The sequence below is a fragment of the Pseudomonas sp. LjRoot71 genome (assembly GCF_964253255.1).
Classification (GTDB): Bacteria; Pseudomonadota; Gammaproteobacteria; order Pseudomonadales; family Pseudomonadaceae; genus Aquipseudomonas.
Genome location: NZ_CAXURA020000001.1, coordinates 2,030,781 through 2,052,037, shown reverse-complemented (window position 1 = coordinate 2,052,037; position 21,257 = coordinate 2,030,781). Strand labels below are relative to the sequence as shown.

Annotated in this window: 23 protein-coding genes; 14 read left to right on the top strand and 9 right to left on the bottom strand. The window is 62.3% G+C overall.

Going from position 1 to position 21,257, the window contains the following annotated elements; genetic code table 11:
- Positions 1-103: 103 nt before the first annotated feature.
- The 4 genes from ACSQ17_RS09770 to rnk all read left to right on the top strand — a co-directional run bounded on the left by ACSQ17_RS09770 (position 104) and on the right by rnk (position 2,423).
- Positions 104-1,141, top strand: a complete 1,038-nt coding sequence (locus ACSQ17_RS09770) for an AraC family transcriptional regulator (RefSeq protein WP_436068429.1) — start codon at positions 104-106, stop codon at positions 1,139-1,141.
- Between the two features lie 233 nt (positions 1,142-1,374).
- Positions 1,375-1,707, top strand: coding sequence for an iron donor protein CyaY (gene cyaY / locus ACSQ17_RS09765; protein ID WP_108486763.1), 333 nt, complete (start codon positions 1,375-1,377; stop codon positions 1,705-1,707).
- Positions 1,688-1,894 carry a DUF1289 domain-containing protein gene (locus tag ACSQ17_RS09760; RefSeq protein WP_436068428.1) on the top strand — a complete coding sequence of 69 codons (207 nt, stop codon included), beginning with the start codon at positions 1,688-1,690 and terminating at the stop codon, positions 1,892-1,894. Before cyaY ends, ACSQ17_RS09760 begins: the two co-directional genes overlap by 20 nt.
- 118 nt (positions 1,895-2,012) lie before the next feature.
- On the top strand, positions 2,013-2,423 hold the full coding sequence (rnk, locus tag ACSQ17_RS09755; protein ID WP_436068427.1) for a nucleoside diphosphate kinase regulator: 411 nt from the start codon (positions 2,013-2,015) through the stop codon (positions 2,421-2,423).
- Positions 2,424-2,432: 9 nt separating this feature from the next.
- Here the strand turns inward: rnk and ACSQ17_RS09750 are convergent, their stop codons facing one another.
- From ACSQ17_RS09750 to argH, 7 genes are all read right to left on the bottom strand, one after another.
- Entirely contained in the window at positions 2,433-5,354 is a 2,922-nt protein-coding gene (locus ACSQ17_RS09750) for a class I adenylate cyclase (RefSeq protein WP_436068426.1), read from the bottom strand.
- A 241-nt stretch (positions 5,355-5,595) separates the two neighbouring features.
- Positions 5,596-5,850 carry a TIGR02647 family protein gene (locus tag ACSQ17_RS09745; RefSeq protein ID WP_233685541.1) on the bottom strand — a complete coding sequence of 85 codons (255 nt, stop codon included), beginning with the start codon at positions 5,848-5,850 and terminating at the stop codon, positions 5,596-5,598.
- A gap of 18 nt (positions 5,851-5,868) precedes the next feature.
- The gene (locus ACSQ17_RS09740; protein ID WP_436068425.1) at positions 5,869-6,666 is read right to left on the bottom strand and encodes a substrate-binding periplasmic protein; all 798 of its coding nucleotides are present in this window, start codon (positions 6,664-6,666) and stop codon (positions 5,869-5,871) included.
- Positions 6,667-6,748: 82 nt separating this feature from the next.
- Positions 6,749-7,015, bottom strand: a complete 267-nt coding sequence (locus ACSQ17_RS09735) for a hypothetical protein (RefSeq protein WP_233685539.1) — start codon at positions 7,013-7,015, stop codon at positions 6,749-6,751.
- A gap of 17 nt (positions 7,016-7,032) precedes the next feature.
- Complete coding sequence (locus ACSQ17_RS09730; RefSeq protein ID WP_436068424.1) at positions 7,033-7,512, bottom strand: N-acetyltransferase family protein; 480 nt, start codon at positions 7,510-7,512, stop codon at positions 7,033-7,035.
- Positions 7,513-7,523: 11 nt separating this feature from the next.
- Entirely contained in the window at positions 7,524-8,042 is a 519-nt protein-coding gene (locus ACSQ17_RS09725) for a shikimate kinase (RefSeq protein ID WP_436068423.1), read from the bottom strand.
- Between the two features lie 34 nt (positions 8,043-8,076).
- The gene (gene argH / locus ACSQ17_RS09720; RefSeq protein WP_436068422.1) at positions 8,077-9,471 is read right to left on the bottom strand and encodes an argininosuccinate lyase; all 1,395 of its coding nucleotides are present in this window, start codon (positions 9,469-9,471) and stop codon (positions 8,077-8,079) included.
- Between the two features lie 254 nt (positions 9,472-9,725).
- Here argH and ACSQ17_RS09715 point away from each other — a divergent pair, with 254 nt between their 5' ends.
- The 8 genes from ACSQ17_RS09715 to rsd all read left to right on the top strand — a co-directional run bounded on the left by ACSQ17_RS09715 (position 9,726) and on the right by rsd (position 17,176).
- On the top strand, positions 9,726-10,808 hold the full coding sequence (locus tag ACSQ17_RS09715; protein WP_233685535.1) for a sensor histidine kinase: 1,083 nt from the start codon (positions 9,726-9,728) through the stop codon (positions 10,806-10,808).
- On the top strand, positions 10,805-11,551 hold the full coding sequence (locus tag ACSQ17_RS09710; protein ID WP_233685534.1) for a LytR/AlgR family response regulator transcription factor: 747 nt from the start codon (positions 10,805-10,807) through the stop codon (positions 11,549-11,551). Before ACSQ17_RS09715 ends, ACSQ17_RS09710 begins: the two co-directional genes overlap by 4 nt.
- A gap of 223 nt (positions 11,552-11,774) precedes the next feature.
- Positions 11,775-12,713, top strand: coding sequence for a hydroxymethylbilane synthase (gene hemC / locus ACSQ17_RS09705; protein ID WP_436068421.1), 939 nt, complete (start codon positions 11,775-11,777; stop codon positions 12,711-12,713).
- The gene (locus ACSQ17_RS09700; RefSeq protein ID WP_436068420.1) at positions 12,710-13,480 is read left to right on the top strand and encodes a uroporphyrinogen-III synthase; all 771 of its coding nucleotides are present in this window, start codon (positions 12,710-12,712) and stop codon (positions 13,478-13,480) included. Before hemC ends, ACSQ17_RS09700 begins: the two co-directional genes overlap by 4 nt.
- A gap of 16 nt (positions 13,481-13,496) precedes the next feature.
- Positions 13,497-14,702 carry a uroporphyrinogen-III C-methyltransferase gene (locus tag ACSQ17_RS09695; protein ID WP_436068419.1) on the top strand — a complete coding sequence of 402 codons (1,206 nt, stop codon included), beginning with the start codon at positions 13,497-13,499 and terminating at the stop codon, positions 14,700-14,702.
- Positions 14,699-15,958: a heme biosynthesis HemY N-terminal domain-containing protein gene (locus ACSQ17_RS09690; RefSeq protein ID WP_436068418.1), complete on the top strand. Its 1,260-nt coding sequence runs from the start codon at positions 14,699-14,701 to the stop codon at positions 15,956-15,958. The genes ACSQ17_RS09695 and ACSQ17_RS09690 overlap by 4 nt, the downstream gene beginning before the upstream one ends.
- A gap of 7 nt (positions 15,959-15,965) precedes the next feature.
- Positions 15,966-16,508, top strand: a complete 543-nt coding sequence (locus ACSQ17_RS09685) for a DUF3833 domain-containing protein (RefSeq protein ID WP_436068417.1) — start codon at positions 15,966-15,968, stop codon at positions 16,506-16,508.
- 194 nt (positions 16,509-16,702) lie between these two features.
- On the top strand, positions 16,703-17,176 hold the full coding sequence (rsd, locus tag ACSQ17_RS09680; protein WP_233685528.1) for a sigma D regulator: 474 nt from the start codon (positions 16,703-16,705) through the stop codon (positions 17,174-17,176).
- Positions 17,177-17,188: 12 nt separating this feature from the next.
- Here the strand turns inward: rsd and ACSQ17_RS09675 are convergent, their stop codons facing one another.
- Positions 17,189-17,833 carry an FKBP-type peptidyl-prolyl cis-trans isomerase gene (locus tag ACSQ17_RS09675; protein ID WP_436068416.1) on the bottom strand — a complete coding sequence of 215 codons (645 nt, stop codon included), beginning with the start codon at positions 17,831-17,833 and terminating at the stop codon, positions 17,189-17,191.
- A 126-nt stretch (positions 17,834-17,959) separates the two neighbouring features.
- On the opposite strand from ACSQ17_RS09675, the gene ACSQ17_RS09670 reads away from it, so the two are divergent.
- Positions 17,960-18,835, top strand: coding sequence for an AlgP family protein (locus tag ACSQ17_RS09670; protein WP_436068415.1), 876 nt, complete (start codon positions 17,960-17,962; stop codon positions 18,833-18,835).
- On the opposite strand, the gene ACSQ17_RS09665 is transcribed toward ACSQ17_RS09670, so the two are convergent.
- Positions 18,832-19,296 carry a TIGR02444 family protein gene (locus ACSQ17_RS09665; RefSeq protein WP_436068414.1) on the bottom strand — a complete coding sequence of 155 codons (465 nt, stop codon included), beginning with the start codon at positions 19,294-19,296 and terminating at the stop codon, positions 18,832-18,834. The genes ACSQ17_RS09670 and ACSQ17_RS09665 overlap by 4 nt on opposite strands.
- A gap of 50 nt (positions 19,297-19,346) precedes the next feature.
- Between ACSQ17_RS09665 and ACSQ17_RS09660 the strand changes: the two genes are divergently transcribed.
- Positions 19,347-21,257: an ATP-binding cassette domain-containing protein gene (locus ACSQ17_RS09660; RefSeq protein WP_436068413.1), complete on the top strand. Its 1,911-nt coding sequence runs from the start codon at positions 19,347-19,349 to the stop codon at positions 21,255-21,257.

The window sequence follows — 21,257 nt, the reverse complement described above, 5'->3', positions numbered from 1 at the left end:
ACCCCCCGACGCCTTGCCTATGCGCCAGGGTTCCCGTCTGGCGGGGCTTTGCCTGTATCTTTGGCGAGATCTTTGCACCTACCACCCGCGTTCAGGAGCCTGGATGGACACCCCTGTAGTGGTCAACAGTTCGGTTTCAGTCGCTTACCTGCAAGGGTTGCTCGACTACCTCGCTCGTCGGGGCCTCGATACCCATGCGCTGCTTGAGCGCGTGCAGCTCAGCCCGCAGATTCTGGCTCAGCGCGACCAGCGTGTGGCCGCCAGTACTTACCTGGAGCTGCTCGGCCATGGCGTGCAGCTGACGGGCGATGAGCAGTTGGGGCTGCACCTGGGTGAAGCCGTACGGCCGGGTTACTACGGGGTGCTGGGCTACCTGATCATGAGCTGCGCGACCCTCGCGGATGCGCTGCATCGCCAGGCGCGCTATGCGGCACTGGTGGGGAACCTGGGGTCGATTGATCTGGCTGACGAGCCGCCGCGCGAAGGGCAGGAGCCGCAGGTGGCGCACAGCTGCCTGCCATTTTTACCGTTGCACAAGCGACAGCTCTGTGAAGAAACCCTGGCCGGCTGGGTAACCTTCGGCCACTGGATCACCGGCCTGGATATTCCGCCGACCGAAGTGCGCTTTCAGCATGCGGGACCTGCTGATACCTCGGAATATCAGCGCATCTTCCGTTGCCCGGTATTGTTCGGTCAGGCCGATAACGCCCTGGTATTTCCCAAACGTCTGCTCGCCACGCCGCTCGGTCAGGCCGATGCCCAGGTGCGGGTGATGCTCGATGCCTATGCTGATCGCCTGCTTGGGGAAATCCAGCAGGGCAGCAGCGTGCTTGATCGTGCGCGACTGGAGTTGTCCCGACAGTTGCCGGAAGCGGGCGCTGATTTGCAGCAAATCGCCGCGCGTTTGGCGCTCAGTCCGCGTACCCTGCAGCGGCGTTTGCGCGAGGCCGGGTTATCCTTCAACCAGTTGGTGGATGAAACCCGCCAGCAACTGGTGCTGAATTACCTGCGCGACCCGGCGCTGGAACTGGCGGAAATCGCCTTTCTGGTCGGTTTCAGTGAGCCCGGTTCGCTGGCCCGCGCGTTTCGCCGTTGGACGGGGCAAAGCCCCGGCGAATATCGCCGCCATCTGGCGCTATGAAAGCTACTGCGCTCGGTTATGCCGTGTTGCAAGCAGGCTCGGAAAGCCACTTGTGGCTAACGCGCTTTAGCGCGGCCCGAAGGGCGAGTGAAGCGAGTTATGCTCATGTACAGAAGTACACTCCACTTCCTTGCCTACTTGCGCCTTGCCTAACCTTCGCTCGTCACGCTTTCATAGCGCCAGATATCCAAGGACTTTGTTAGCAGTCGCTGAATTTTTTGAGGTAATCCGTAATGAGTTTGACCGAAGCCCGCTTTCACGATCTGGTCGATGCCACCCAGCAGGCGGTGGAAGATATTTTCGATGACAGCGACCTGGACCTGGATCTGGAAAATTCCGGCGGAGTGCTGACCGTGCGTTTTGAGAACGGCAGCCAGCTGATCTTCAGTCGCCAGGAACCGTTGCGCCAACTCTGGCTGGCCGCGCGCTCCGGTGGTTTCCACTTTGATTACGACCAGGCCAGCGAACGCTGGATCTGCGACAGTAGCGACGAGCAGTTGGGCGAAATGCTGGCGCGTATCACCCTGGAACAATCCGGTGCCGACCTTGAGTTCGAAGAGCTCTGAGCCGGCCGGCGTGCAGGTTGTCTCGCCCTGCCGTCGTCAGTGTTGTCTGGATGATCAGGATACCTGCCTGGGCTGTGGCCGCACGCTGCAGGAAATTCTCGACTGGAGCAAAGCCGACGCGCCGCGCCAGCGCGCGATCTGCGCGGCGGCCGAGGCACGCCTGCAGCAGCGTAAAGGCATGCCTTGACCGGGCGGTCTTGTTTATTTGAGTGGCTGTGGTACGGTCAGCTCACGACTTGCCAAACCCCATCTTCGTGATGGGGTTTTGCTTTTTTCAGCATCCGTAAAGGGGATATACCCGCACCATGACCAGCACACCTTCGCTCACCATCACCCGTCTTGATCTGCAGCGTCTGGAGCACCTGCTCGACAGCCTGGATGAATTCGGCCCCGGCGCTGCGGCCTTGCAGGCTGAACTCGATCGCGCCGAAGTGGTTGGCCATGACGAAGTGCCCGCCGGCGTAGTGACCATGAACTCGCGGGTGCATTGCCGTGAGGAGAGCAGCGGCAAGGACTACCACCTGACCCTGGTGTACCCACAGGATGCCGGCGGTGAAGGCTGCGTGTCCGTACTGGCGCCGGTTGGCACCGCCCTGCTGGGCTTGTCTGTGGGCCAGCATATCGACTGGACCGGGCCGAATGGCAAAGTGCTCAAACTGACCCTGCTGGCGGTGGAATATCAACCAGAGGCGGCGGGCGAGTACAGCCGCGCCTGATGCTGAGCGTCAGGCCTTCTGCAGGGCCTGATTCAGTGCCGCTTCCAGGCGGCTCTTGTAGCGCAGGTAATGCACGCTCTGCATATGCCCTTCGCCGAGCACCGCCGACAGGTCGAGGTCGGTGATGTAGCAGGGGTAGCGCGCGCCATCGCGGCGTTGCGCGAGGATGTGCTGGGCCACGGCGGCGAACAGGTCGCCGGCGTATTCCAGTTCGGAAAACTCGCGGTGGTTGCAGTACAGGGTGACATGCGAGCGCTTGTGCCCGGGTGTACCGGCGGGTCGCCGCTGGCCGAGGTCAAGGCGCTCGCCGGGGGCCATGCGGTGGCCATCCGCCGGCTCGACGATGGCCTGCACGTCATAGAACGGATGGCTGATCGGTGACAGTGGCGGTGGCCGCCGTTCCAGGCGCTGGGCGCGCAGCGGCGCATCCGGCAGCACCTGGTAATACAGCACGTCCAGCGGCTGGTGCGCTGGCAGGTTATCCAGCGGCAGCAGGGCGTTACGCCGGTACAGCACGGATTGCAGAAAGCGTTGCAACGGGGTCAGCAGGCTCTGTTCATCGCGATAGGGCATCTGCTGACGCCACAGCGCATTGTGCTCATCGAGCACGCTCAGCTCGGCCAGAGCGCTGGCCTCGTTCAGCCGGTAGAACACCTGAATACACTGCGGCCGGCCGAGTGGCAGGATCAGCGCCAGGTCTTCACCTTCCAGGGCGCTGCGATCCAGATGCAGCTCACTGTAACCGGGCAGTTCCTCACCCAGGTGATCGATCAGCGTGGGCAGGTCTTTCAGGCTGGTATGGCTGACATTGCCGGGTTTCAGCTCGAGCAGGTGATAGTGCTGCTTGATCTGCAACAGGTAGCGGTTGGCCTGTTCACTGCTGAAGCTGCCGAGGGTTTCGCGGAACAGCTCCTCGACCCGCTCGGCAATCGCCGTGGCACGGTTGCGGCAGAAACAACGCACCCGCAGGTTGGGTTTGCGACCTGTGGCCGGTAGGGCGTTGAGGAAGTCGCGCAGGCAGTCGAGCAGTGCATGCGGGCCGTCATAGCGGGTCACCAGCAGCTCGTTCCAGCTGTTCAGGGTGACCTGGTCGATGGTCAGAATCAGGTTCTCGCGCACCCCGGAATAGCCCAATGCATCGGTGCGCTCGGTGGTCATGTGCATGTTCATCTGACTGAATTGCTTGAGCGGGTCGACACCGACGTTGACCAGCAGCAGCACCTCGCTGGGCACGCTGGCGCTGAGCAGGGCGGCTTCATCGACCGCAGGCAAGGGCAGCGGCACCACCTGCTGCAGGCTGCTGAGCAGGTTGGACAGCTCGAATTCGGTGAGGTCGCTGCTGCCTGGGTGCAGCGACAACCGCGTGCTGTTGTCGATCACGCCATTGCGCTGGCACCAGGCGAGCAGTTCGACCAGTTCGCGCGAGCGTTTGAGCGGCGAAAAATCTTCCAAATCCTGGGCGCTGACACTGCCGTTATAAAGCGCCCAGAGGTTTTCATTGGGTTCGTCCGGGTTGGGACTCTGGGCCAGGGTCAGGGTGTCTTCAGCCAGATCCGGGGCGATGCCTGGGTTGATGAATTCGATCTTGCCGGCCTTGCGCTCGAAGGCGGCATACAGGCGGCGGCCGAGAATGCCCAGGTCACGGCTGTTGAGCGAGCTGCCGGCGTGTTCGCTGCGGGCGAACTCGGAGAGAAAGCGATAGCTGTAGGTCAGTTCGTTGACCAGCATGCGCCGCTCGGCACTGACCTGGCGCACTTTCCACTGGCTGCGGCTGTCGAGCATCGCCAGCTGGCGGCTGTCCCAGTTCCAGTCGCGGGTCAGGCGCTCGAGCAGCAGGCGCTGCCAGCTTTTACGGTTATTGCGCGGCGGGCGGCTGAGCTTCTTGTCGACCTTGAGGTACAGGCAGCGGCGGATCAGCTCCAGGCGCTCGTGCTCGCCACGACCGACTAGGTATTCCTCCAGGCGGCGGTACACCACGATATAGGGGTCGAGTTCATCGACATCCAGGCGGTTGGCGAATACCGCCTGCTTGAAGCGCAACGACAGGCATTCGACCTTGGGGTGTTCGCTGGCGTAGACCTCGGTCAGCAGCAGCTTGAGCACCGATTTGTAGGGCGACTCGATGCCCTTGAACAACTGCCACATGCCGGCGCCGATAAATTCCTCCGGCGGGATGCGCGCCAGGTGGCCGAGGTCGAGCACGTCCTCGGCGCGGATAAAGCGTTTGGAGAGCAGCTCGTTGGTGTAGTGCTGGTAGCGTTTTTCCTCATACACCGGCACCAGCCACCACAGCGGCGTGCGCCCGCCAAGCCAGATCGCGGTGCGGTAGAACTCATCGAGCAGCAGGTAATGCTGGGTGGTGCCGCAGTCATCCGAGGTCAGCTGGGCCTCGCGCTCGCCGAGGGTGAAGCGTGCGGGGTCGATCAGAAAGAAATGCGCTTCTGCGCCCAGGGTCGCCGCCCAGTTTTCCAGCAGTTCGCACTTCTTGCTCAGCTCGTGCAGCTGCTGTTGGCTGAGATCGCTGGCATGACACACCCACAGGTCCATGTCGCTCTGCTCGGCCTGGGCCACGGTGCCCAGGCTGCCCATCAGAAACAGCCCGTGAATCGGCAGCGCCTGTTTGCCGCGATAGGGCTTGTAGGCGAACGAGCGGGTCAGCCGCTGCACTTCGGCAAGCAGCTCGTCATCCGGCTCGAAGCCGCTGAGGCCGGCCGGGGTCAGCCCGGAGACATAGCCCGGCAGCAGCGGATGATTGACATGGAACAGCAGCGGTAACAGCTTGAGCACCAGCTGCTGGCGTGTTGACAGCGCCTGCATGGCACGTTGCAGACGGCTCTGATTGAGTTTGAGGAAGCGCGCGCGCAGCTGGGTCAGTACCTTGCGATCGATACCGTCTTCAATGTCCGGGCGAATTTCCTGAGTGCGCGTCATGCTCATGCTCGCTGGGAAGGTGAGGCAAGCCTACCAGTTGCCCCGGTTCTTGGAACCTGTTGATCAGCGCGCGCAGCCCCTTGGATACATGCCAGGGCCGGCAGCATTCAGGTGGGCGTCATGGGCATGACGCGGGGTTGAATGCTGCCGCCAGGGCGCTGTGGCTATGGAAAACGGCGGACAGTTCTGTGCGGTATCTGCTGCTATATCGCCCGGCATGGGCCTGACTGAAGGGCAGGGTTTAAGTCAGCAAAGCGCTCTTGGGCGCGAGGATGGTCAACAGGCCTTGGGCGTGTTCGGCGGCATCAATCCCCAGGCTGGTCAGGTAACCACCGTCGGACTGACTGATCAGGCCTTTCTCATGCAGCCGGGTAATCGCCCCCTGAGCCTTGAACGAGGCGTTGTTGTGCACCTTGAGCCCTTCCTGATGGTTGCTCAGGTTGTACAGGGCGAGGATTTCCAGTTCGTCGATCAGGTCGGAAGTAAAGGCTTTCATAGTGACTCCGTCTTGTTGTTATGGCCTGTTCAGCAGTGTAGTGGTGTGTGCCGCCGCTTGCCGAGCCGGTAGCTGCCAGCGCTGGATAATTTTCTGATAGGTGCCGTCGCCTCTGATCTGCCGCATGCCCTGATCGAAGCGTTGTAGCAGTGCCGTAGCCTGCGGATGATGGCGCGAGAACGTCAGGTACAGCTGCGGCTGGTGCACGGTGGCCAGAGCGACGAATTGCTCGGCCAATTCCGGGTTCTGTTCGATCAATGCTTGGGTGGTGCCGCGAAAGGCCACCACATAATCGACGCGGTCGCGCTGCAGCATAAGAAAACCATTGAGATCGCGCCGCACCGGCACGCGCAGGATGTCCTGGCGGTGGTCGAAGGGTTCACCGTAGGTGTAGCCGATGGTCACCGCCACGCGCTTGCCGGCCAGGGCATTGAGGTCTGTCAGGGGTGCTGCGCCGTTACGGGCCCAGAGCAGGATGTCGTCGCTGAACAGCATTTCCTCGGGCAGCAGAAATTGTTCTTCGATGCGTGAGTCGGGGGTGGTGTTGAAACAGGCCGCCAGCGCGCCGGAGCGGGCCAGCTCCATGCAGCGTGAATAGGGGTAGGCGGCGAGTTCGATCGGGGTTTCGCTGCTGGCGAAGGCCGCGCGCACGATATCTGCCGACATGCCTACGATCTGTTCATCACGCCAGGCGGTGTAGGGGTACCAGTCATCCTCGGCGCCGATGCGCGGGGTGTCAGCACGCGCCAACCCGGCGCCAGCCAGAGCGCAGAGCAGGGTGAGCAGAAGGCCGACTGGCTCGAACGAACGCGTCATCGGTGCTGCGCCTTGTGGGTCAGATTGTCAGACAGTAGCAATCTGCTTGCCAGGATGAACAGTGCCCTGGGTCAAGTACGGCTCAGTTTTCTTCCGGCAGCTCTGGCAGGGCGCGCAGGCCTTGTTCGTAGCGGGCCAGGTCAAAGGGGCGGTCATCGCGTAGCATGGCGTCGATTTCATCCGCCAGCACCAGGGCCATCAGCTCGATGATCTCCTCGCGCTCGTAACCGACCAGCGTCAGCTTGTTCAGCACTGCCTGGACAAAGGCGGGTTCGCCGGCTTCCAGCTGGTTTTCGATGGCCTGGGTCAGGGTGTCCTGGGCGAAATCTTCGTCGTCTTGCTCGCTCATATGTTTCTCCAAAAGGGCTAGCCCTGAGCAAAGTCCAGCAGGGCCTGGCCGGTCAGACGGTAGGTCGTCCATTCGTCTTGCGGTTTGGCACCGAAGGCTTCATAGAATTCGATGGCAGGCGTGTTCCAGTCCAGCACGGCCCACTCGAAGCGGCCACAGCCCTTGGCTACTGCCAGTTGCGCCAGGTGACGCAGCAGGGCTTTGCCCGCGCCGACGCCGCGTGTCTCCGGGCTGATATAGAGGTCTTCCAAGTACAGCCCGTGTTTGCCCAGCCAGGTCGAGTAATTGAAGAAGTACACGGCGTAGCCAATCGGCTGGCCGCCATACTCGCAGATCAGCGCTTGGGTACTGCTGTCAGGCCCGAACAGGCTCGCTTCGATCCCGGCGGCGTCGGTTTTCACCTCATGCTCGGCTTTCTCGTAGATCGCCAGATCGGTGATAAAACGCAGAATCAGAGCGGCATCTGCGGCGGTGGCGGGGCGGATAGTCAGAGGCATAAAACGGGTTCCTAGCATGCCGGGAAGGTGGTCAGGAAGTGCTCGACGGCCTGGCGCGAGTCAAGTCGTATATAGCGCCGGGATGCAGGGGTTGTGCGCATTTCGTCGCCATAGCGTTGCCGATAGAGCGCATGGCGTTGCCAGGCCCAGACCAAAATGGATTTTTCCGGGGTGAGTTTGAACAGGTTGCCCCAACGCTCGCGGTTGCCATTCCACAGCGCTTGGCGCAGCACCAGGCGTTTTAAGGTGCGTGGGATCAGTTGGCGCATTACTGCGGCTCTGGGCAGGTCTAGCCAGATCACCATATCCGAGCGCTCCAGTACATGTGGGCGCACGGCCGAATAGCTACCTTCCACGACCCAGTCGTCACCTTGCAGGGCTTCGCTTACGACCTGTTTGAACTGCTCGGTCGGCAACTGTTGCCAGTTGGGCTGGTGATACAGCGCGTCCAGCTCAACATGGCGATAGCCCAATTGCTGTGCCAAGCGGCGGGCAAGGGTGGTCTTGCCCGCACCGGAGCATCCGACCACTGAAATACGCCGTCCTGGCGAATGGACCGACATATCAGCGTGCGGCAAGCAGCTCGCGGCCGCGCACGACAGCAGCGCGCACCTGATTGGGTGCGGTGCCGCCAATATGGTCACGGGCGTTGACTGAGCCTTCAAGGGTCAGCACGGCGAACACGTCCTGCTCGATCTGGTCGCTGAACTGGCGCAGTTCGTCCAGGCTCATTTCGGCCAGGTCCTTGCCGGACTCGACGCCGTACTTCACCGCATGGCCGACGATTTCGTGGCAATCACGGAATGGCAGGCCTTTGCGTACCAGGTAGTCGGCCAGGTCGGTGGCGGTGGAGAAACCGCGCAGCGCCGCCTCACGCATGATGGCGTGCTTGGGTTTGATCGCCGGGATCATGTCGGCAAAGGCGCGCAGCGAGTCGCGCAGGGTGTCGGCGGCGTCGAACAGCGGTTCTTTGTCTTCCTGATTGTCCTTGTTGTAGGCCAGCGGTTGGCCTTTCATCAGGGTCAGCAGGCCCATCAGTGCGCCGAACACACGACCGCTCTTGCCGCGTACCAGCTCCGGTACGTCGGGGTTTTTCTTCTGCGGCATGATCGAGGAGCCGGTGCAGAAACGATCCGGCAGATCGATGAACTGGAACTGCGCTGAAGTCCACAGCACCAGCTCTTCGGAAAAGCGTGACAAGTGCATCATCGCCAAGGATGCAGCGGCGCAGAATTCGATAGCGAAGTCGCGATCGGACACACCATCCAGTGAGTTGCCGCCAACGGCGTCGAAACCCAGCAGTTGTGCGGTTATTTCGCGCTGAATCGGGTAAGTCGTACCGGCCAGCGCCGCGCTGCCCAGCGGCATGCGGTTGGTGCGCTTGCGGCAATCGACCAGGCGCTCGTAGTCGCGGCTGAGCATTTCGAACCAAGCCAGCAAATGATGGCCAAAGGTCACCGGTTGCGCGGTTTGCAGGTGGGTAAAGCCGGGCATGATGGTCGCCGCTTCACGCTCAGCCTGCTCCAGCAGACCCTGCTGCAGGCGAGTGATCTCGGCCAGGATCAGGTCTATCTCGTCACGCAGCCACAGGCGGATATCGGTGGCCACCTGATCGTTACGCGAGCGGCCGGTGTGCAGTTTCTTGCCGGTGATGCCAATGCGGTCGGTCAGGCGCGCTTCGATGTTCATGTGCACGTCTTCCAGGTCGACGCGCCAGTCGAACTGGCCGGCTTCGATCTCGCCCTGAATCTGCGTCAGTCCGGCAATGATGCTGTCGCGCTCGGCGTCAGTCAGCACGCCAACCTTGGCCAGCATGCTGGCGTGGGCGATGGAGCCCATGATGTCGTGGCGGTACAGGCGCTTGTCGAATTCGACGGAGGCGGTAAAGCGGGCAACAAAGGCATCGACGGGTTCGCTGAAGCGGCCGCCCCAGGATTGGTTGGTTTTTTCAGTGCTCATGGGCTTCGCTCGGCTGGTGCGCTAAAACGGGCTGGCCGCGCTGGGGCGGCCGGCAAGACGGAAAAGTGCGCCGATAATAACAGGCTGACAGGCAAATTCGCCGCGTCGGTTTGTCGGTGGCGCCAGCTCGGCTGCAGGAGGACAATGTTGCGCCGTTCACAGTTTTCTCGCGGTGGGCGCATTTCGGTGCTTTATTTTGCCCGGTCGCAGCTGTCTATCTTGCTGCTGGCGCGGCTCACGCGGAAACTGCGTTGATGAAAATAAAAAGCCTGTTATCAGAAAAACAACCGCCACTGGTCGATGACTTTTTCGTGCCCGAGCTTTGCCAGCCAGAAGCCTTGCTGAGCATGGTGCTGCTGGCCGAGTTGCTGGTGCTGGTGCTGGTGTTGTCCGAGCCCATGCTGCCGGGTTTTGACTGGGTGCGCCTGGCGCTGACTTCGCTGTTCGTGCAATGGATCGTACTGCTCTCGGCCGCGGTGCTGTGCCGCCTGCGCCCGCTGATGGCACGCATGCCGGCGGCCACGGCCGGCACCTTGTGCTGCGCGATTGTGGTCACCCTCAGCCTGCTGTGCACCGCCGTGGCGGATTACTACGAGCTGGGCGGGCCGTTACCACGGGCTGGCGAAGTCAATCTGTACCTGCGCCATGCCTTGATCAGCCTGATCATGTCGGCGTTGCTGCTGCGTTATTTCTACCTGCAGAGTCAGTGGCGCAAACAGGAGCAGGCTGAATTGCGTGCCCGTCTTGAGTCATTGCAGGCGCGTATCCGCCCGCACTTTCTGTTCAACAGCTTGAACAGTATCGCCAGCCTGGTGGTGGTTGACCCGTACAAGGCCGAGCAGGCGGTGCTGGATTTGTCCGACCTGTTCCGCGCCAGCCTGGCCAAGCCCGGCAATCTGGTGCCCTGGCGCGAGGAGCTGGAGCTGGCGCAACGATATTTATCGATTGAGCGCTATCGGCTCGGCGAGCGTCTACAGTTGCAGTGGGAGATTGTCGATGTGCCGGACGATCTGCCGATTCCACAACTGACGCTGCAACCCTTACTGGAAAACGCCCTGATCTACGGCATTGCGCCACGCATCGAGGGCGGCCTGGTGCGGGTCGAGGCGAGTTATCACGAGGGGGTATTCCAGCTGTGCGTGAGCAACCCATACGAACAACTAGGCGAGGAGCCGCCGTCGCGCGGCACGCATCAAGCGCTGAGCAATATCGACGCGCGGCTGGTGGCACTTTTCGGGCCGCGGGCCAGTCTCAGCGTAGAGCGCCGTGACGGACGCCACTTCACTTGTCTACGCTATCCTTGTGCGAGACCCAAGCAGGAAGCCCGTGCATTATGAATGTCCTGATTGTCGATGATGAACCCTTGGCCCGTGAGCGCCTGAGCCGTATGGTGGGCGATCTTGATGGCTATCGCGTGCTTGAACCCGCAGCCAGCAACGGCGAGGAGGCCCTGAGCCTGATCGACAGCTTGAAGCCGGACGTGGTGTTGCTGGATATCCGCATGCCGGGCCTGGACGGCCTGCAAGTAGCCGCCAAGCTGTGTGAGCGTGAAGCGCCTCCGGCTGTGATCTTCTGTACTGCGCATGACGAATTTGCCCTGGAAGCCTTCCAGGTCAGCGCCGTGGGCTATCTGGTCAAACCGGTGCGGGCGGAAAGCCTCAGCGAAGCGCTAAAAAAAGCCGAGCGGCCCAATCGTGTGCAACTGGCGGCGTTGACTCGCCCTGCGGCAGACAGCGGCGGTGGCCCGCGCAGCCATATCAGTGCACGCACCCGCAAAGGCATCGAGCTGATTCCGCTGGATCAGGTGATCTACTTTATTGCTGACCACAAGTACGTGACCTTGCGCCATGCCGGCGGCGAAGTGCTGCTGGATGAGCCGTTGAAAGCTTTGGAAGACGAGTTTGGTGATCGCTTTGTGCGCATTCACCGCAATGCACTGGTCGCTCGCGAGCGTATCGAACGCCTGCAACGTACGCCGCTCGGGCATTTTCAGCTGTTTCTCAAGGGCATGAACGAGGAAGCGCTGATAGTCAGCCGTCGGCATGTGGCCGGGGTGCGTAAGCTGATGCACAACCTCTAGCGTTCTGGCTGGATCTGCTGCGCGTCGGCGATCCTGCGTTGGAAACAGGCTCGGAATGCTCATTTACAACAGTAAACTCCGCTTCCTCGCCTGTTTCCGCCTTGTCTCACTCTAGCTCGCAAGATCCGATACTGGTTGCTAAGGAGCTTTAGCAGCTAGGGTTGCAGGCCTGATCCGGGCCAGCCTGTTATTATCCCCGGCAGTTCGTTTTCTGGAATTGCCCATGTCTCGCGAAATCCGCATTGCCACCCGTAAAAGTGCCCTGGCCCTGTGGCAGGCCGAACACGTCAAAGCCCGTCTGGAACAGGCGCACCCTGGCCTCAAGGTCAGCCTGGTGCCAATGGTCAGTCGTGGCGACAAGCTACTGGACGCACCGCTGGCGAAGATTGGCGGCAAGGGCCTGTTCGTCAAGGAGCTGGAAACTGCGCTGCTGGAGAATCAGGCCGACATCGCCGTGCATTCGATGAAGGATGTACCGATGGACTTCCCCGAAGGCCTGGGCCTGTACTGCATCTGCGAGCGCGAAGACCCGCGCGATGCTTTCGTTTCCAATACCTACGCCAGCCTCGACGCGTTGCCGGCCGGCAGTGTGGTCGGCACCTCCAGCCTGCGCCGTCAGGCCCAGCTGTTGGCGCGCCGCCCGGATCTGAAAATCCAGTTCCTGCGTGGCAACGTCAATACCCGTTTGGCCAAGCTGGATGCCGGCGAGTACGACGCCATCATCCTCGCCGCTGCCGGGCTGATTCGCCTGGGCTTTGCAGAGCGTATTCGTTCTTCGATCAGTGCTGAAGACAGCCTGCCGGCCGGTGGTCAGGGCGCGGTGGGTATCGAATGCCGCACGGCTGACAGTGAAATTCACGCCCTGCTGGCGCCGCTGCATCACCGCGATACCGCGCTGCGGGTAACCGCCGAGCGTGCGCTGAACAAACACCTGAACGGCGGCTGCCAGGTGCCAATCGCCTGCTATGCCGTGCTGGAAGGCGAACAACTTTGGCTGCGCGGCCTGGTTGGTCAACCCGACGGTTCGCAATTGCTGCGCGCCGAACAGCGTGCGCCCGTGGCGGCTGCCGAGCAGCTGGGCGTACAGGTCGCCGAAGCGCTGCTGGCGCAAGGTGCGGCGGCCATTCTACAAGCGGTCTATGGCGAGGCTGCTGGCGAGTGAATGGTTGGCGGCTGCTGCTGACCCGTCCGGCTGAAGAGTCGAGCGCGTTGGCCGCCACCCTGGCCCAGCAGGGCATCTTCAGCAGTAGCCTGCCGCTGTTGGCCATTGAGGCGTTGCCCGAGACAGCCGAACAACGCAGTACGCTGGCTCGCTTGCCGCAGTACAGCGCAGTGATCGTGGTCAGCAAGCCGGCAGCGCGTTTGGCGCTGGCTCGCCTGAGCGCTGCGCAGATCGCCATACCCGAGACACAGCCCTGGTTCAGCGTCGGTGCCGCCACGGCGCAGGTTCTGCGTGAGCGGCACCCGTGCGTGCATTACCCCGAGCTGGGCGATGACAGTGAAGCCCTGTTGGCTCTGCCACAGTTTCAGCGGGCACTGGCCGTTGAGATGCCGCGGGTGTTGATCCTGCGCGGCGAGGGTGGCCGAGAGTTACTGGCCGAGCGCTTGCGCGGCCAAGGCGTGCAGGTGGACTATCTGCCACTGTATCGCCGGGTGCTGCCGGATTACCCGCCGGCTAGCCTGATTGAGCGGGTTCGGGCTGAACGCCTGAACGCCCTGGTGGTCAGCAGTGGGCAGGGCTTTGTGCATCTGCACGAGCTGGCGGGCAACGACTGGCCCGAATTGGCCCGGCTACCCTTGTTTGTACCCAGCCCGCGTGTTGCCGAGATGGCCCGTGCGGCGGGTGCCCACTCTGTTGTGGATTGTCGCGGTGCGAGTGCCGCGGCGTTGCTGGCAGCGTTGCAGGCGCAACCTGTCGCCGATCTCTGACGCGAAGGATGGATACGTGAGCGAAGCAACTACTCCGAAAGACCAAGACCCACAAGAGCACGCGCAGACGCTGAAGCAAAGCGCGGCAGAGCTGCCGAGCACGCCGCCACCTGCGCCGAGCAAGCCGGCTGGGCGCGGTAACGGTCTGGCGCTGCTGGCCTTGTTGGTGGCCGCTGCCGGTGCTGGGGCCGGTGGCTGGGGCGTGTGGCAGTTGCAGATGCTGGAGGCCCGCGAGCAACAGCAGCAGAGCCAGCAGCAAAGCCAGTTGCAGGGTGCTCGCGACCAGGCGCAGAACTTGGCGCAGACGGCTGAAACGCTGCAACAGCGTCTTGATCAACTGCCCACTGTCGAAGAATTGGAAAGCCGGCGTCGTCTGCTCGCCCAATTACAGGGCGATCAGCAAGTGCTCAATCAGCGCCTGGAAACCGTGCTCGGTGCCAGTCGTCAGGATTGGCGCCTGGCCGAGGCTGAGCACCTGCTGCGCCTGGCCAGTTTGCGCCTGTCCGCGTTGCAGGACATCAACAGCGCCACTGCGCTGGTGCAAGCCGCCGATGAAATCCTTCACGAACAAGATGATCCCGCGGCATTTGCCGCCCGTGAGCAACTGGCCAAGAGCCTGGAAGCGTTGCGTTCGACCCTCAACCCTGATCGTACCGGGCTGTTCCTGCAACTCGGTGCCTTGCGCGAGCAGGTGGCCCAACTCAATGCCCTGGCACCGAGCTTCAGTGGCGAGGGTGGCGTGCTCAGCGAGCTGGCCGATGCTGGGGTGGTCGAGCAGCAGTGGTGGCAGCGGGGTTTGCAGACCTTGTCGGAGTACTTCCGTATCGACTTCAACGCCGACCGCAATATCCGTCCCTTGTTAACGGGGCAGAGTCTGACTCAGGTACGCCTGGCCCTCAGTCTGGCGCTGGAGCAGGCGCAGTGGGGGGCTTTGCACGGTCAGGTGGCGGTGTATCAGCAGGCCCTGCAACAGGCCCGCGAGGTGCTGGATGCGCACTTTGATGTCGACAACCCCAATAGCCGCGCTTTGCGCGCGCGGATTGACGAGCTGGCGCAGCAACCGATTGCCGTGACGCCACCGGATCTGAGTCCGGCGTTAAATGCCGTACAGGCTTACCTGCAAGCCAAGCAGGCCGCGCGTTTGCAGCAGAGTGGCGAAGCGCCACCTGCGGCAGCGGCCAATGATGATGTCGAGGCGCAATTGCAGGAGGCCCTGCAATGAAGCGCCTGTATTGGTTGCTGCTGATCCTGGCGCTGGTTGCCGGCGTCGCCAGCCTGATGCTGTTCGGCCTGCCACTGCCCGAGCACAAGGGTTATGTGCTGATTGCCTTCGAGGGCTTCCGTTATGAGTCCAGCCTGTGGGCGTTTGTCGCGCTGGTTCTGGTGCTTTGGTTGCTGGTGTATCTGCTGCGCTGGAGCCTGAGAGCCTTGGTAACGTCAGGCAGCTTGCTCAACCCCTGGTCAAGCCTGCACAGTCGCCGGCGCGTGCGTCTGGCCTCCGAGCAGGGCTTTCTCGACCTGGCAGAGGGTCGCTGGGCACGTGCGCTGCGTCATCTGAAGCAGGCCGCCAGCAGCTCACCGCAGCCACTCAGCTATTACCTGGGTGCGGCGCGGGCAGCCAACCAGCTGGGGCATTACGAGGACAGCGACGGGCTGCTCGAACAGGCCCTCAACCGTCAACCGCAGGCAGAGCTGGCGATTGCTCTGCAGCACGCCGAATTGCAACTGGCGCGCGGGCAGGCCGAGGCCGCGCTGGATACCCTGCAGGCCATGCGTGCACGGCACCCCCATCATCATCTGGTGCTGCGCCAGTTGCAGCAGCTCTACCTGCAGTCGGCGGACTGGTCGGCCCTGCTCGGCCTGCTGCCGGATCTGCGTAAGGAAAAAGCCCTGGGCAATGCCGAATTGAGCGAGCTGGAGCGCCAGGCCTGGCGCGGTCGCTTGCTCCAGGCGGGGCATGCGGCCGGGGATTCGCAGGCAGCTCTGGCGGCGTTGCAACAAACCTGGCAAGCCATGTCGGCGGCGCAGCATCAGCAGCCGGAGTTGCTGGCGGTGTATGCCGAGCAATTGCGTCAGCTGGGGGCTGAAGGCGAAGCGGAAGAACTGCTGCGCCAGTACCTCAAGCAGCACTACGACGTTGCGCTGGTGCGCCTCTATGGCTTGTTGCACGGGCGTGACCTGAACAAGCAACTGCAAACGGCTGAGGGCTGGTTGAAGCAGCATCCGCAGGATGCCGGGTTGCTACTGACCCTGGGCCGCCTGTGCCTGCACAGCCAGCTGTGGGGCAAGGCCAGGGATTACCTGGAAAGCAGCCTGACCTTCCAGCGCCACCCGGAAACCTGCAGCGAGTTGGCTCGCCTGCTGGCGCAGCTGGGCGAGCTGGAGCGCAGCAACAGCCTGTATCAGGAGGGCTTGCGTTTGCTGGATGCGCGCCTGTGTCCGGTGGCCCTGCCGGCGGTAAATGCAGTCAACCAATGAGGTGTCTATGCGAAGGCTGTTGCTGTTGTGTCTGCTGAGCGTATTGGCCGGGTGTGCCGGCCCACAGGTAAGTGATTATGCCCGTGAGCAGCCGAATCTCGAGTTGAGTGACTACTTCAACGGCGAGCTTGAGGCTTGGGGGATGTTTCAGAACCGTTCCGGGGAGGTGGTCAAGCGCTTCCATGTGGCCATGACGGGCACCTGGGACGGTGATGTGGGCGTGCTCGATGAGCGCTTCACCTACAGCGACGGCAGCACCGAGCGACGCGTCTGGACATTGCGCAAACAGGCCGACGGCAGCTGGCGTGGCACCGCAGATGATGTGGTTGGCGAGGCGATCGGCCAGGTGGCCGGCAATGCCCTGAACTGGCGTTATCAGCTGCGGCTGAAGGTCGATGACTCGACCTATGTGGTTGATTTTGATGACTGGATGTTCCTGATGGACGGCCAGGTCATGCTCAATCGGGCGCGCATGTCCAAGTGGGGCATTGATCTTGGCCAGGTTACCCTGAGTTTTTACAAGCCCGCAGCGGCAGACAAGGCGGACTGATCACCGGTTAAACGCTTGTATGAAATTTTCTCCCGGGTTGCCTTGAAGGCTAAAGCCTGCGGGAATAATCTGGCTCGCGAGTACCGCCGGAAAGTTGCCGTTTCACGGTTGTCTTCCCAGACCTTGCTGCGACTGACAAAAAAATGTCTCGGCAGGCGAAGAACACTAATAGCAATAGGGAAGTAGAGGTCATCATGCTCGAGAGTTGTCAGAACGCCCAAGAACGCTGGGGTGGGGTTCACCTGCTGATTGACCGCTGGCTGCAAGAGCGCAAGGAGCTGGTGCAGGCCTACGCCGCCATCAATGGCCCGGCGCAGGCGCCGAGTGCCAATGCCGAAGCCCTTCAACACTTCTGCGAAATTCTCGTCGACTATGTGTCCGCCGGGCACTTCGAGGTCTATGAGCAACTGACCAGCGAAGCCAAGGCATTTGGTGACCAGCGTGGTCTGGAACTGGCCAAGCAGATCTACCCGCGCATCGAGGTGATCACTGAAGTGGCGCTGGCGTTCAATGACCGTTGCGACAACGGCGACTGCCACGACTCCGTGTCCCTGCTCGATGAACTGAAACGTCTGGGCCAGTTGCTGCACGAGCGTTTCGAGCTGGAGGACTGCCTGATCGAAGTCCTGCACAACGCCCATCAGGAGCAGGCAGCCCCCGCCCTCTGATGTGCTGACTGATTACTCCTTGGTGTCGAGCAGTTCCAGCTCGAACACCAGGGGTGAGTAAGGCGGAATCAGATCCCCTGCACCTTCCTCGCCATAGGCCTGGGCTGACGGAATCACCAGACGCCATTGCGCCCCTACCGGCATGTCCTGCACGGCACTGCGCCAACCGGCAATCACGCTGTCGAGACGAAACCACTGCGCGGTCTGGCTTTCATCAAACTGGCTGCCATCAGCCAGGTAACCGATATAGCGCACCTGAATGCGGTCTTTCGGGCCAGGTTTGCGGCCACTACCAGCGCGCAGTTCCTGGACCAGCACACCATTCTTCAACACGCGAATACCAGCCTTGGCTTTCTCGCCAGCGAGAAAGCGTTTTTCCGCTGCCTTGGCTTTTTCGATGCGTTCCGGTGCGGCAGCCAGGTGCGCTTCATGTTCGGCCAGCAGGCGTTCGATACGTTTTTCATCCAATGCCAGGGGCTCGTTACGGTAGGCCTGACGCAGCCCATCGAGCAGTGCCTGCAATTGCAGATCAGGCACCTCGTCGCGCAGCCGCTCACCCAGTTTTACACCCAGGCTGTAGGCCAGGTCGTGCGAGTGGTCATCGGCCTGAGCCAATGGGGCGAGCAGGCAGATTAGAAGCAGGGTCAAACGGGGCATGGGTGTTCTCCGGCCGAGGGTGGCCCGATTATGCCAGCCAAGTGCTCAAGCTCAAGGCTTGAGGTGGCAAGGCGAGCAAAAGGAGGTCTAGTATGAGCGCCAACTTCATCCGCCAGGAGGCGCGTCATGTCGGCTACAAAGAATGCAAAGAAGAAGTCAGTGAGTACACCGCTGCACCTGTTGCAGCAACTTTCCAGCAGCCTGCTTGAGCACCTGGAGGACGCCTGCACGCGCGCCCTGGTCGATGCCGAACAACTGCTCGCCAAGCTGGAGAAGCAGCGCGGCAAAGCTCAGGAAAAACTGCACAAGGCACGCAGCAAGATGCAGGACGCGGCCGTCGCCGGCAAAGCCAAGGCGCAGGCCAAAGCCAAGGACGCCGTGGCTGAGTTGGAGCAACTGCTCGACACCCTGAAGGATCGGCAGAGCGAGACCCGCAGCTATATCGCCGGGCTCAAGCGTGATGCACAAGAGAGCCTGAAACTGGCCCAGGGCGTGGGCAAGGTCAAGGAAGCCGTGAGCAAGGCCCTGGACAGCCGTGCGGCCAAGGCAACCCAGGTCAAACCGGTCAGCAAACCTGCTGTAGCCAAGGCTCCGGCCAAACCCGCTGCCCGCAAGCCAGCCCCCAAAGCTGCCGCCAAAAGCCCTGCGCCAGCTGCCAAGGCTCCAGCCAAAGCACCGGCCAAGCCGGCAGCGAAGAAACCCGCAGCAGCCAGCAGCAAACCTGTTGCCAGCAAACCGGCTGCTCAGCCAGCGGCCAAGGCCGTAAGCAAGCCCGTGGCGAAAAAGGCTCCAGCAGCCAAACCGGCCAGCAAGCCGGTAGCTAAGCCAGCGGCCAAACCTGTTGCGAAGCCTGCAGCGAAGCCTGCAGCGAAGCCAGCAGCGAAAAAACCAGCAGCCAAGCCCGCCGCCAAACCGGCAGCAGCCAAACCTGCCGTGGCCAAGCCAGCAGTAGCTGAGGTTGTTGCTGCGCCGGCTGCCGGCACCCCAGCCAGCGCCGTTTAAGCGCTGAGTTGTTCCGCCGCGATGCGCAGCCTGTGCAGTGCATCGCGGTCGGCCCGTTCGGGAGCCAGACTTTCCAGCCAGCTCAGTGAGGCGTTCGTCTCTGCGAGCGACCAGTGCTGACTGCACGCCGCCAGGCGTTCGAGTTGTTCGCGTTCTGCCGTCAGCTCCAGCTGTTTAACCTGTTCGCGTAACTGCGCCAGGGCGTTATCGCTTTGTGCAGCTTCGCGCCAGGTTTGTCGCAGTTGGCGCAATGGCACCACCACCTGTTGCTGCCAGGGTTGTGCCAGATTGCGCAGCGCCTCGGCGCGCTCGCGGCTACAGCCGATTTGCCGGCTTTCCAGCCAGGCCGCACAAAGCAGCAGGCAAACGTCGGCCCCCTGCGCCTGTACATGCAGGCAGCTGGCTTCGACGCCGGGTTGTTGGTACAGGGCTTGGGCAAACCGCCACAGGTCAGTAGGCATGGTGCTTTCCGGGCTTATCAAAAAGGACTCTGGTAGACTCCGCCGCCATTATGATCCGACTCCAAAACCTGACTTTACAGCGTGGCCCTCAGCGTCTGCTAGAAGACGCCGAGATGACCCTGCACCCCGGCCACAAAGCCGGTCTGATCGGCGCCAATGGCGCCGGCAAATCCAGCCTGTTTGCCCTGTTGCGTGGCGAGCTGAGTGCCGACGCGGGCGACTGCCTGATCCCTGGCGATTGGCGCGTTGCGCACATGCGCCAGGAGATCGAGGCGGTCGAGCGTCAGGCGGTCGATTATGTGCTCGATGGCGACGTGCGTCTGCGCCGTGTGCAGGCCGAATTGGCGGTAGCCGAAGCCGCGCATGACGGTGCTGCCGTGGCCCGTCTGCACACCGAGCTGGATACCCTCGATGGCTACTCGGCTGATGCCCGCGCGCGCAAGCTGCTGGCCGGCCTGGGCTTTGACAGCGCACAGATGGACCGCCGCGTTGGCGATTTCTCCGGTGGCTGGCGCATGCGCCTGAACCTGGCCCAGGCGCTGATGTGCCCGTCCGACCTGCTGTTGCTCGATGAACCGACCAACCACCTCGATCTGGACGCCATCCTCTGGTTGGAAAGCTGGCTGAAAGGTTACCCCGGTACGTTGTTGCTTATCTCTCATGACCGCGACTTCCTGGATGCCGTAGTGGACCACGTTGCCCACCTCGATCAGCAGAAACTGACCCTCTATCGCGGCGGCTATTCGGCCTTCGAGCGCACCCGTGCCGAGCGTCTGGCGCAGCAGCAGCAGGCGTACGAGAAGCAGCAGGCGCAGCGCGCGCACATGGAAAAGTACATCGCCCGCTTCAAGGCCCAGGCCACCAAAGCACGCCAGGCGCAGAGCCGGATCAAGGCCCTGGAGCGCATGGAGGAGCTGTCGGCGGCGCATGTCGATTCGCCCTTCGACTTCAGCTTCCGCGAGGCCGACAAGATCTCCAGCCCGCTGCTCAGTCTGAGCGAAGGCCGCCTGGGTTACGGCGACAAGGTGGTGCTGGAGAAGGTCAAACTGAGCCTCGCCCCCGGCGCGCGTCTGGGCCTGCTCGGGCCGAACGGCGCAGGCAAATCGACGCTGATCAAGAATCTGTCGAACGAGCTGCAACCCATCAGCGGTCATCTGCAACGTGGCGAGAATCTGGTGGTCGGCTACTTTGCCCAGCATCAGCTCGATGCCCTGGATGACCACGCCAGCCCGCTGCTGCACTTCCAGCGTCTAGCACCCACGGAGCGCGAGCAGACTCTGCGCGACTTCCTCGGCGGTTTTGACTTCCGTGGGCCGCGTTGCGACGAGCCGGTGCAGAACTTCTCCGGTGGCGAGAAAGCCCGTCTGGCCCTGGCGCTGATCGCCTGGGGCAAACCCAACCTGCTGCTGCTCGATGAACCGACCAACCACCTTGATCTGGAAATGCGCCTGGCCCTGACCATGGCGTTGCAGGAATTTTCCGGCGCAGTGGTGGTGGTGTCTCACGACCGCCACCTGCTCAAGAGCACCACCGACGAATTTCTCCTGGTCGCCGATGGCCAGGTGCAGCCGTTTGACGGTGACCTGGAAGATTATGCGCGCTGGCTGGTGGATTACCGCGCGCGGCAGGCACCGGCCAGCAGCAGCGACAGCAACCCGGACAAAACCGACAAGCGTGTGCAGCGCCAGGCGGCTGCAGCACTGCGCCAGCAACTGGCCCCGCACAAGCGTGAGGCCGACAAGCTGGAAAAGGAACTGGGCCAGGTGCAGGAGAAACTCGCTGCCGTGGAACTGCGTCTGGGCGACAGCGGCATCTATGAAGCAGCGCGCAAGGATGACCTGCGCATTGCTCTGGCCGACCAAGCCGGCTTGAAAAGCCGCGAAGCCGATCTGGAGGAGCGCTGGTTGCTGGCACTGGAAACCCTGGAAGCCCTGCAGGCAGAACTGGAGGCCGCCAGTTGA